General features: G+C 47.0%; 11 protein-coding genes. 5 read left to right on the forward strand and 6 right to left on the reverse strand.

Going from position 1 to position 10,921, the window contains the following annotated elements; translation table 11 throughout:
* Positions 1–133 precede the first annotated feature (133 nt).
* A complete protein-coding gene (locus tag FTU86_RS10675) occupies positions 134–868 on the forward strand; it encodes a phosphoadenylyl-sulfate reductase (RefSeq protein ID WP_075168140.1) in 735 nt (244 codons plus the stop codon).
* Between the two features lie 163 nt (positions 869–1,031).
* Entirely contained in the window at positions 1,032–2,423 is a 1,392-nt protein-coding gene (locus FTU86_RS10680) for a wax ester/triacylglycerol synthase family O-acyltransferase (protein WP_005179696.1), read from the forward strand.
* 109 nt (positions 2,424–2,532) lie between these two features.
* On the opposite strand, the gene FTU86_RS10685 is transcribed toward FTU86_RS10680, so the two are convergent.
* The 6 genes from FTU86_RS10685 to FTU86_RS10710 all read right to left on the reverse strand — a co-directional run bounded on the left by FTU86_RS10685 (position 2,533) and on the right by FTU86_RS10710 (position 7,289).
* Positions 2,533–2,706 (reverse strand): PA1571 family protein, encoded by a 174-nt coding sequence (locus FTU86_RS10685; RefSeq protein ID WP_005179698.1) that lies wholly within the window; start codon positions 2,704–2,706, stop codon positions 2,533–2,535.
* Between the two features lie 132 nt (positions 2,707–2,838).
* The gene (gene rng / locus FTU86_RS10690; RefSeq protein WP_075168139.1) at positions 2,839–4,293 is read right to left on the reverse strand and encodes a ribonuclease G; all 1,455 of its coding nucleotides are present in this window, start codon (positions 4,291–4,293) and stop codon (positions 2,839–2,841) included.
* Positions 4,294–4,333: 40 nt separating this feature from the next.
* Positions 4,334–4,903, reverse strand: a complete 570-nt coding sequence (locus tag FTU86_RS10695; protein ID WP_104490205.1) for a Maf family nucleotide pyrophosphatase — start codon at positions 4,901–4,903, stop codon at positions 4,334–4,336.
* Positions 4,888–5,382, reverse strand: coding sequence for a rod shape-determining protein MreD (gene mreD, locus FTU86_RS10700; protein WP_104487525.1), 495 nt, complete (start codon positions 5,380–5,382; stop codon positions 4,888–4,890). The genes FTU86_RS10695 and mreD overlap by 16 nt, the downstream gene beginning before the upstream one ends.
* Entirely contained in the window at positions 5,369–6,226 is an 858-nt protein-coding gene (gene mreC / locus FTU86_RS10705; protein ID WP_005179707.1) for a rod shape-determining protein MreC, read from the reverse strand. The genes mreD and mreC overlap by 14 nt, the downstream gene beginning before the upstream one ends.
* Before the next feature lie 16 nt (positions 6,227–6,242).
* Positions 6,243–7,289 (reverse strand): rod shape-determining protein, encoded by a 1,047-nt coding sequence (locus tag FTU86_RS10710; protein WP_005179708.1) that lies wholly within the window; start codon positions 7,287–7,289, stop codon positions 6,243–6,245.
* Positions 7,290–7,421: 132 nt separating this feature from the next.
* Here FTU86_RS10710 and gatC point away from each other — a divergent pair, with 132 nt between their 5' ends.
* From gatC to gatB, 3 genes are read left to right on the forward strand one after another with little or no spacing between them, the layout of a single operon-like run.
* A complete protein-coding gene (gene gatC / locus FTU86_RS10715; protein ID WP_045796270.1) occupies positions 7,422–7,736 on the forward strand; it encodes an Asp-tRNA(Asn)/Glu-tRNA(Gln) amidotransferase subunit GatC in 315 nt (104 codons plus the stop codon).
* Positions 7,737–7,784: 48 nt separating this feature from the next.
* Positions 7,785–9,263 carry an Asp-tRNA(Asn)/Glu-tRNA(Gln) amidotransferase subunit GatA gene (gene gatA / locus FTU86_RS10720; protein ID WP_180036580.1) on the forward strand — a complete coding sequence of 493 codons (1,479 nt, stop codon included), beginning with the start codon at positions 7,785–7,787 and terminating at the stop codon, positions 9,261–9,263.
* The gene (gene gatB, locus FTU86_RS10725; RefSeq protein ID WP_180036581.1) at positions 9,263–10,738 is read left to right on the forward strand and encodes an Asp-tRNA(Asn)/Glu-tRNA(Gln) amidotransferase subunit GatB; all 1,476 of its coding nucleotides are present in this window, start codon (positions 9,263–9,265) and stop codon (positions 10,736–10,738) included. Before gatA ends, gatB begins: the two co-directional genes overlap by 1 nt.
* Positions 10,739–10,921: the final 183 nt, after the last annotated feature.

A 10,921-nucleotide genomic window follows, 5' to 3' on the forward strand; every position in this document is an offset into this window, starting at 1 on the left:
TTCTTTTTTAAATCTATTTTTTTCATAAGCATTGATTTTTTAGTGATAAGTCGGTTTTGGCATTTCTATTAAAATACAGCCGAAATAAATTAATATAGGTTTTGTCATCTCCAAGCCTATAGCCAGGAATATTATGACTACCATTCCCACTATTGATCTCGTTGACGCGCTTGCCGCCGAATATGCAGATAAATCTCCAAGTGAAATTCTAAAACTGGCACTCAGCCAGCCAGGTGAAATTGCGATTTCCTTTTCAGGCGCTGAAGATGTGGTGCTGATTGATATGGCAGCCAATTTAGGTCTGCCTTTTCGTGTCTTTAGCCTGGATACCGGCCGTTTGCATGGCGAAACCTATCAATTTATTGAAACCGTTCGCAAGCACTATAATATTCCAATTGAAATCTGTTTCCCGGAAACTGAAGCCATTCAGCAATTGGTTAATGAAAAAGGCCTGTTCAGTTTCTACGCCGACGGTCATCAGGAATGCTGCGGCATCCGTAAGGTTCAGCCGCTGCGTAAAAAGCTGGCCACGCTAGATGGCTGGATTACCGGTCAGCGAAAAGACCAGAGTCCGGGCACGCGTAACGAGATTCCGGTGATTCAGGCTGACCCGGGTTTTTCTGGTCCTGGCAAACAGCTGATCAAGTACAATCCGCTGGCCAACTGGTCCAGCAGCGATGTCTGGAATTACATCCGTTTAATGGAAATTCCATATAATCCATTACATGAAAAAGGTTTTATTTCGATTGGCTGCGAACCCTGTACCCGTGCGGTGTTACCAAACCAGCATGAACGCGAAGGCCGCTGGTGGTGGGAAGATGCAACCCATAAAGAATGTGGACTTCACGCCGGAAATCTGAAAAAATAAATGCGCTAGACCACTGCCCAGCAGTGGTTTATTTTTTTACGCAACAGAATAAACAAAGTTCCGCGTTTATATGATAAACACTATATACTAAGTCAGTTCACCTATAATTCTAAAAAGCCGTTCCAATGAGGGTCGGTCATATTGCAGTGAGGCAATTAACGCTATGCGTCCATTACATCCGATTGATTTTATCTTTCTGTCTTTAGAAAAACGCCAGCAACCAATGCATGTTGGGGGGTTATTCCTATTTCAGATTCCAGAGAACGCACCTGAAACCTTTATTCAAGATCTGGTCGAAGACATCCGTAATTCTCAATCGATGCCGATTCCACCATTTAACAATAAATTAAATGGACTATTCTGGGATGAAGATCCTGAATTTGATCTGGACCATCATTTCCGTCATATCGCCCTGCCTCATCCGGGACGAATCCGTGAATTACTGACCTATATTTCTCAAGAACACAGCGCGCTGATTGACCGCGCCAAACCGCTGTGGACCTGTCATATTATTGAAGGCATTGAAGGCAACCGCTTTGCTATGTACTTCAAAATCCATCATGCCATGGTTGATGGCATTGCCGGCATGCGCTTACTGGAAAAATCGCTCTCACACGATCCGGATGCCAAAAGTATTGTACCGCCTTGGTGTGTAGAAGGCCGCCGCGCCAAACGCCTGAAAGAGCCGAAAGCCAGCCGCTTCAAGAATATTGCGGCAGGCCTGAAAAGCCAACTGGAAGCCACACCGCGAGTCATGTACGAGTTATCACAAACCGTAATGAAAGATATGGGCCGTAATCCGGATTATGTCTCCAGCTTCCAGGCGCCAAGTTCAATTCTGAATCAGCGCGTCAGTTCTTCACGCCGCTTTGCTGCACAGTCCTATGAGTTTGCCCGTCTGCATAAAATTGCCAAGGCCCTAGGCGTGACGATTAATGACATTGTGCTGGCCATCTGTTCAGGTGCCTTACGTGAATATTTACTCAGCCAGAATGCCCTGCCAAGAAAACCACTAATTGCCATGGTGCCCGCCTCAGTCCGTAGCGATGATTCCGATGTATCCAACCGGATTACCATGATTCTGGCCAACCTGGCGACGCACAAGGACAATCCGCTGGAACGTCTCAGCATTATTCGCCGCAGCGTGCTGAATGCCAAAGAACGCTTTAAACGCATGAATGCCAACCAGATTCTGAACTATAGCGCCTTTGTTTATAGCGCCGCCGGCCTAAACATTGTGTCTGGTTTAATGCCAAAACGTCAGGCCTTTAACCTGGTCATTTCCAATGTACCGGGACCGCGTGAAGCGCTGTACTGGAATGGTGCCAAACTCGAAGCACTGTATCCGGCTTCAATTGTGCTGGATGGTCAAGCGCTGAATATCACCATGACCAGTTATCAGGACAAGCTGGAAGTCGGTTTAACGGCCTGTCGCAATGCCCTGCCAAAAATGCAGAACCTGTTACAGCATCTGGAAGATGAAATTCAGCGTTTTGAACGGATTATTGAAACGGTAGATGTGACCTTGGACGAGGTGGAACAAAAAGTCAGTTGAAAGACTCGGCCCAGGCCGGAAGAATATCGAGATTCAGACGAAAAGTATGAATCTCTTTTTTAAAATTGTAATGATAAGAGAAAAAATTAAGGGGCTTTCAAAAGGCCCCTTAACTTTTAATGGTTCGACATTGTTTTAATAATTGCTGACAGACGGTGCGAATCATGGCGGTAGTAATTTGTACTTCTTTACCTTGCTCATCTACGATATACGCCGCACTGTGTACAGTTTTTGGTTCTAAAACTTTAAGACTTTTATTAATCACGACTTCGCTCATACCCATGATAGACCTCATTTTGCTGAAACCGTAAGGGAGATTACGGCTTTGGCTCTGGTGTATGCTTAGTATTGTGAATCTACCTAAAAAAGTAAAATTTCAGATGTAACAACTGTTTAACGATATCCTGTTACAATTTCAGCTTAAAATGATATCGTATTGCTCTTGCGTGTATAAATTTTCAACCTGGAATTTTATGACACGATTCACGAAATGCTCCAGATCCGCGACGGCTGGTGCTTCTGCGGTTAACAGCCGGTCAATCACCGATGGATGGGCAACGACAGTAAAGCCACGCTGAGATTCAAAGGCACGTGCATAGCGCATAATTTCTCGAAAAATCTCGTAACACACTGACTCGGCTGTTTTCACATAACCGCGGCCCTGACAGGTTGGACAAGACTCACACAGCAAATGTTCCAGAGATTCACGGGTACGCTTACGGGTCATTTCCACCAGACCCAGTTCAGACACCTGGGTAATTTTGGTTTTAGCATGATCGCGTTCCAGCATTTTCTCGAACTGGCCCATCACTTCTTCACGATGCTGTGCTTCCTGCATGTCAATAAAATCAATGATGATAATCCCGCCCAGATTACGCAGTCGCAACTGACGTGCAATCACCTGTGTGGCTTCCATATTAGTTTTAAAGACCGTGTCTTCCAGACTACGCCCGCCGACATAAGAACCGGTATTGATATCAATGGTGGTCATGGCTTCGGTCTGATCAATCATCAGATAGCCACCCGATTTCAGCGCCACGCGGGTTTGAAGCGCCTTCTGGATATCTTCTTCGACATTGTATAAATCGAACAGCGGCCGCTCACCCGGATAATGCAACAAGCGATTTTGCATATTCGGCACAAACTCATCGACAAAGTCTTTTAGCTTGGCATAGATTTCACGTGAATCGACATAAATTTTGGCGGTTTCTTCATTGGCCAGATCGCGAATCACACGCTGCGGTAAAGGTAGCTCTTCAAAAATTAAAGACGGCACCGCAATAATTTTCTGTTTACGCTGAATATGCTCCCACAGCTTGGCCAAATAGGCCATATCCTGGGCAATGGCAGCTTCTTCCACCCCTTCTGCAGCGGTACGAACAATCACCGAGCCCGGCAGTTTATGCTGTTTCTGAATCCGTTCAATCATCGAACGTAAACGGTCACGCTCTTCATCCGACTCAATCCGCTGTGATACGCCAATATGACTGCCAAATGGCATCAATACCAGATAACGCGAAGGAATTGACAGATCGGTCGACAGACGCGCACCTTTGGTACCGAGCATGTCTTTCATGACCTGCACGGTAAGGATTTGCCCCGGCTGTAACAGCTCGAAAACATTCGGGGTCGGCTGGCTGCGTGGCCAGACCATGTCATTGATATGTAAAAAAGCGGTACGTGACAGCCCAATATCGACAAAGGCGGCCTGCATACCTGGCAGCACCCGTACCACTTTACCTTTATAAATATTTCCTACTAAACCACGTTTGGCGGTACGTTCAACAAATAATTCATTGACCGTGCCGTTTTGAATTAACGCGACACGACATTCCATAGGCGTGACGTTAATCAACAACTCGTCAGACATAATACAACTCAAAGCCTTATAAAAATTCTTGTAGCAGCAGTTAATTTAGTGCCTTAACTGTCTGTAATAACTGTACGGTTTCATGCAGCGGCAATCCCACCACGTTGCTATAACTGCCTTCAATACGCGGGATATAACGTGCTGCAATGCCCTGTATGGCATAGGCTCCCGCCTTGCCCACCGGCTCTCCACTGGCCCAATAACACTCCATGTCACTCAGGCTCAGCGCTTGAAATTCAACCTGGGTACGTACCACTATACTGTATTTTTCTGCTTTTGTGCGTACGCAAACACCTGAAAATACATCATGTTTTCGACCGGAAATCTGCTGCCACATGGCAAAGGCATGCGCCTTAGATTCTGGTTTTCCTAAAATCTGCCCATCAACGCCCAAACTGGTATCAGCGGCAATCACAATCGCCTCTGGAAAACGTGCCAACACAGCATCAGCTTTGGCACAGGCCAGCCGCTCAACATACTGCTCAACTGGCTCATCTGGCAAAATAGACTCGTCGATGTCCGGGCTGTAAATCTCAAATTGCAGCCCCAACTGTGCAAGCAGCTCACGGCGTCGAGGTGAGCTGGAGGCCAGAATTATACGCTGCGCCATTTTCGTAGCAGATAATACAGCACCGGCCAGACCAGAATGCTGGACAGCACCGGTTGCCAGTGACGGGCAAATGGAAATTCAATACCGGCCATAACCTGTAACAGCCAGATCAGCGCCAGATGGACCACAATGGCAATACTGGCAATCACCCATAAATTGGCAAAAGTCATCACCCGACGTTCACGGGTCAAGAATCGCGCCACAAAAGTAATTAATACAAAACTTAAGGCATTCATGCCCAGCGGGGCATCCAGCAGCAAGTCTGCAAACAGGCCGGTGCCAAAGGCAAACCAGACGCCGCACCAGGTCGGCTGGCTCATGACCCAGAACAGCATCACCATCATCATAAATACCGGACGCCAGCCCGATAAGGCATAAGACAAGGGATAAACCAGCAGCACCGAGGCAATAATGACCGAGAAAATAATCGGGAATAAAGGATCTTTGGGTTTACGCTGGCCCAGTTTAGCGATTGGCATGTGGCTGCTCCCGCGATAAGGATTCAGAGAATAACACCACCACATGATGTCCACCGGCCAGCTGTGCAGCAGGAATCACATCAATTTGCGCAAACTCGCCTGAGTTATGCCGGCTGACCTTGGAAATAGTTCCGACCAGATAGCCTGCCGGGAAATGTTCACCAAGTCCGGAGCTATAGACTTTTTCACCGACTTTGATATTGGCACTGGTCGGCACATATTCCATTTTTAAACGGCCTAGATCACCCGTACCCGAAACAATCGCGCGCATACCGGTATGTTCCAGACGTACCGACAGCGAATGTTCTTTATCGGACAGCAGCATTACCCGGCTACTATGCGGATAGACATCAACAATCTGGCCCATAATGCCACGATCATCCAGCACGGTTTGCCCGACTTTGAGCTGACGGTTGGCACCGCGGTTAATCACAATAATATGCCGTAGCGGATCGGCATCGGTCCCAATCACTTCGGCAATTTCCATGCGTCCGTCAATGATCAGCGGCGTATCGAGTAAGCCACGTAAACGGGTATTTTCAGCAGACAGTTCGGAGAGTTTTTGCAGGCGTACCTGCGCCTGAAGCAGCTCGGCCTGCATCGCGGTATTTTCACGACGCAGTTGGGCTTCAGATTTACTTTGTTGACTTAGCCATTCTCGCGACAACACCGGATAACTTGCCAGCGCATAAATCGGATTATATGCTGCGTACAAGAGATCCCTTGCCGGTTGAATTACATGCGGCATGCGCCAGTTAAAAAACAGCACCACCAGGCATGTAATGACCGCAATAATAAAGGAGCGAAAAGATGGCGGTTGTCTGGAAAACAGATGTGATTGCACCGCCGGGTCCTTTTGATTAGCCTACAAATAACATGTCATGGTTTGGATTATCAAAGAATTCCAGCACCTTGCCACCACCACGGGTGACACAGGTTAAAGGCTCTTCAGCCACGACCACTGGCAAGCCGGTTTCTTTGGCCAACAGCTTGTCCAGATTACGCAGCAAGGCACCACCACCGGTCAGGACAATACCGCGCTCGGCGATATCGGAAGACAATTCTGGTGGTGTTTGTTCCAGCGCCGATTTTACTGCCGACACAATATTTTGTAGCGGATCAGAAATCGCCTGGGTAATTTCATCAGAAGTCACGGTAATGGCACGAGGTACCCCTTCGGCCAGGTTACGGCCACGCACTTCAATTTCCAGTGGTTTCGCACCCTCTTCAGGAACTGCCATGCCCACTTCTTTCTTGATGGTTTCTGCTGTGGTTTCACCAATCACACAGCCATGCGCTTTACGGACATAGTTGATGATCTGCTCATCAAACACATCACCACCAATACGCAGTGAATCTGCATAGACACAACCTTGTAGCGAAATAATCGCAATTTCAGTTGTACCACCGCCCACATCGACCACCATCGAACCACACGCCTGCTCAACCGGCATACCGGCACCAATTGCTGCAGCCATCGGTTCTTCAATTAAACGGACATCACGCGCACCGGCATTAAACACTGCCTCACGAATGGCGCGACGTTCAACCAGCGTCGATTTGCATGGCACACACACCACCACGCGCGGTGCAGGCGGAAACAGGCGCTTTTCATGCACTTTACTGATGAACTGGTTCAGCATGGTTTCAGTCACTTCAAAGTCGGCAATGACGCCGTCTTTCATTGGACGAATGGCAGAAATATTGGCAGGTGTACGACCCAGCATCTGTTTAGCATCCAGACCGACTGCGGCAACGATTTTCTGTGAACCGCTGTGACGAATTGCCACAACCGTCGGTTCATTTAATATAATGCCTCGTCCTGGCGCATAAATAAGTGTATTTGCTGTACCTAAATCAATGGCTAGATCTGGTGAAAACAAGCCAATTAGTCGTTTTAGAATCACGGAGTCGTTCTCGATTAAACTTTATGTGGACGCAAGTTGGCAACTTTAACTAAATGTGATGCTTTGGACAAGTCAATCGCTTATTATAACGCACGATATTTTGAAAATTTTTAATACTGATTAGGTGATGTTATGTCTACATCGGATGCACAGCATTCTGCAGATTTAAATGCACAAACAGTTTCAGCAATCGCCAATCTTGCTCGGTTGTCGCTCAATGATACGCAATCTGCTGAATATGCTCAAAGTCTAAATAAAATTTTAGGCATGATGGAAACCTTAAAAGGCATCAATACCGATGGCGTTGAGCCACTCAAAAGCCCATTTGACCACCCTCAACCGCTACGTGAAGATGTGGTGTCTGAAGATAACCATCGTGAGGAATATCAGGCCGTTGCACCTGCCGTGCAGGACGGTTTGTATCTGGTACCACGCGTAATTGAATAATTTTTCAGCGCTCATCTTTTTGTTGAATTCAGGTAAAGAATATTTCTCATGACAGATTTACATCGCTTATCCATTCGTGAACTGACTGAGGGTTTAGCCAATGCAAAATTCTCTGCTCGCGAATTGACCGAACATTATTTAAAACGCATCGAAAAAATTGATGCCCAGGTCAATGCCTATGTCACCGTAACTGCGGAACAGGCGCTGGCCCAAGCCGATGCTGCCGATGCGTTGCGTCAAGCTGGCGGCGCTGGTGTGCTGACCGGTGTGCCTATTGCGCATAAAGATATTTTCTGTACCCAAGGCATTAAAACCACCGCTGGTTCTAAAATGCTGGATAATTTTATTTCACCTTACGATGCTACGGTGGTTGCCAAAGGTAAAACTGCTGGCTTAGTCACTTTAGGTAAAGTGAACATGGACGAATTCGCAATGGGTTCGACCTCGGAAAGCTCATACTTTGGCGCAACCAAAAACCCGTGGGCACTGGATCGTGTACCGGGTGGTTCTTCAGGCGGTTCGGCTGCGGTGGTCGCGGCTGATCTGGCACCATTTGCAACCGGTACCGATACCGGTGGTTCGATTCGTCAACCAGCTTCTTTCTGTGGCTTGACCGGTCTGAAACCGACTTATGGCCGTGTATCGCGTTTCGGTATGATTGCCTATGCATCATCACTGGATCAAGGCGGTCCAATGGCACGTTCTGCGGAAGACTGTGCGTATCTGATGAACGTGATGGCGGGTCATGATGCCAAAGATTCAACGTCGGTCGAGAAAGATGTCGATGATTACGTGGCAAATCTAAACGGTACATCGTTAAAAGGTTTACGTATTGGCATTCCAAAACAGTACTTTAATGTTGCCGGTCTGGCCGCAGATGTAAAAGCGCGCGTTGAAGAATCGCTGAAAAAATTAGAAGAGATGGGTGCCATTCTGGTTGAGGTTGATCTCAACATGACTGAAGCCTATGTACCAACCTATTACCTGATTGCACCAGCAGAAGCATCTTCAAACCTGTCACGTTATGACGGCGTACGTTATGGCTATCGCTGTGAAGATCCAAAAGATATTCTGGACCTGTACAAACGTTCTCGTTCAGAAAGTTTCGGTGCTGAAGTTCAGCGCCGTATCCTGATTGGTACCTATGCCCTGTCTGCCGGTTATTACGATGCCTACTATGTAAAAGCGCAGAAAGTCCGCCGCTTAATCCAGCAAGACTTCCTGAAAGCCTTTGAACAGGTGGATGTGATTGCTGCGCCATCTGCACCGACTACCGCCTATAAAGTAGGTGCTGACCTGACCCCGGTAGAAATGTATCTGGGTGATATTTACACCCTTGCGGTGAACCTGGCCGGTCTTCCTGCCATTAATGCCCCTGTTGGTTTTGACCAGAACAACCTGCCAGTTGGCTTACAGCTGATTGGTAACTACTGGTCAGAATCTCAATTGTTGTCTGTGGTACATCAGTACCAACAAGCCACCGATTGGCATACTCAACGTGCGGCAATTGCTGAGGAGAACGCATAATGGCGAAGAATAACGCGAAACCAAAATCTAACCTGATTGATGGCTGGGAAGTTGTCATTGGGATCGAGATTCACACCCAGCTTGCGACCAACTCTAAAATCTTCTCCGGTTCATCAACCGAGTTTGGTAATGATCCAAATACTCAGGCCAGCCTTGTAGATTTAGCCATGCCAGGTGTACTGCCTGTACTGAACAAAGAAGTGGTTGATCTGGCAATTCGCTTTGGTTTGGGGATTGATGCCTACATCGACCAAGCGTCAGTATTTGCGCGTAAAAACTATTTTTACCCGGATTCGCCTAAAGGCTACCAGATTAGCCAGATGGACAACCCGATTGTGGGCTTGGGTCATATCGACATCCAGCTTGAAGATGGCACCACCAAACGCATTGGCGTAACCCGTGCGCATTTAGAGGAAGATGCAGGTAAATCGATCCATGACCAATTCGAAGGCATGTCAGGCATCGACTTAAACCGTGCAGGAACACCTCTTCTAGAAATCGTATCTGAACCCGATATGCGCTCTGTTGAAGAAGCGGTTGCCTACATTAAAGCGATTCATACTTTGGTGCGTTGGTTAGGGATCTCTGACGGTAACATGGCCGAAGGTTCATTCCGTGCTGACTGTAACGTGTCTTTACGTCGTCCAGGTCAACCGTTCGGTACACGTTGTGAATTGAAAAACTTAAACTCATTCCGTTTCATTGAACAGGCGATTAATGTTGAAATTGAACGTCAAATGGAAATCCTGGAATGGGACGGTACCATCGACCAAGAAACGCGTTTGTTCGACCCTGTGAAAATGGAAACGCGTTCAATGCGTTCGAAAGAAGAAGCGAACGATTATCGCTACTTCCCAGACCCGGACTTATTGCCTGTAGTCATTCCAAACGAACAGATTGAAGCGATTAAAGCGACCATGCCTGAGCTGCCTGCTGCACGTCGTGCGCGTTTTGTAGCTGACTTTGGTGTGACTGAGTACGATGCTCACGTTCTTACGCTGACTCGTGAAATGTCAGAGTTTTACGAAGATGTCGTGAAAGCTGCTGGTGGCGCTGCACAAGGTAAGATTGCTGCAAACTGGGTCATGGGTGAATTCTCAGGTGCTTTAAACAAAGCAGGCTTAGAATTAGCGAATTCTCCTGTATCTGCTGAAAAACTTGGCGGTATGATCGCGCGTATTGTGGACAATACCATCAGCGGTAAGATCGCGAAACAAGTGTTCGGCTTTATGTGGGAAGAAGGCAAAACTGCGGACGAGATTATTGCGGAAAAAGGCTTGAAACAGGAAACTGATACAGGTGCGATTGAAGCGATTATTAAGGAAGTACTTGCTGCTAACGAGAAGATGGTTGAAGAGTTTAAATCTGGTAAAGAGAAAGCATTCAACGGTCTTGTGGGTCAAGTAATGAAAGCATCTAAGGGTAAAGCAAACCCTGCTCAAGTGAATGAATTAATGAAGAAATTGATTGGTTGATCTGATCAGTTTTGAAAAAGAAAACCCGCGAAAGCGGGTTTTTTTATATCTATCTGCTCTGTACACGACAAATTTCACAGAACCCTTATCCTATCAGGATTCTGCTTTCTTAAAATTGCCAAAATTTCCTTAAACTCTTCTTTTTTCCCAAAACCAATTAAACGCTGAATCGCCATTTGAACA

Origin of the sequence: Acinetobacter sp. YH12155 (genome assembly GCF_013418255.1) — a bacterium.
Taxonomy (GTDB): domain Bacteria; phylum Pseudomonadota; class Gammaproteobacteria; order Pseudomonadales; family Moraxellaceae; genus Acinetobacter; species Acinetobacter indicus.

Excerpts from the sequence above, each read along its gene's own strand:
- FTU86_RS10675 (WP_075168140.1), top strand. The coding sequence starts at position 134 with ATGACTACCATTCCCACTATTGATCTCGTTGACGCGCTTGCCGCCGAA.
- FTU86_RS10680 (WP_005179696.1), top strand. The coding sequence starts at position 1,032 with ATGCGTCCATTACATCCGATTGATTTTATCTTTCTGTCTTTAGAAAAA.
- FTU86_RS10685 (WP_005179698.1), bottom strand. The coding sequence starts at position 2,706 with ATGGGTATGAGCGAAGTCGTGATTAATAAAAGTCTTAAAGTTTTAGAA.
- rng (WP_075168139.1), bottom strand. The coding sequence starts at position 4,293 with ATGTCTGACGAGTTGTTGATTAACGTCACGCCTATGGAATGTCGTGTC.
- FTU86_RS10695 (WP_104490205.1), bottom strand. The coding sequence starts at position 4,903 with ATGGCGCAGCGTATAATTCTGGCCTCCAGCTCACCTCGACGCCGTGAG.
- mreD (WP_104487525.1), bottom strand. The coding sequence starts at position 5,382 with ATGCCAATCGCTAAACTGGGCCAGCGTAAACCCAAAGATCCTTTATTC.
- gatC (WP_045796270.1), top strand. The coding sequence starts at position 7,422 with ATGTCTACATCGGATGCACAGCATTCTGCAGATTTAAATGCACAAACA.
- gatA (WP_180036580.1), top strand. The coding sequence starts at position 7,785 with ATGACAGATTTACATCGCTTATCCATTCGTGAACTGACTGAGGGTTTA.
- gatB (WP_180036581.1), top strand. The coding sequence starts at position 9,263 with ATGGCGAAGAATAACGCGAAACCAAAATCTAACCTGATTGATGGCTGG.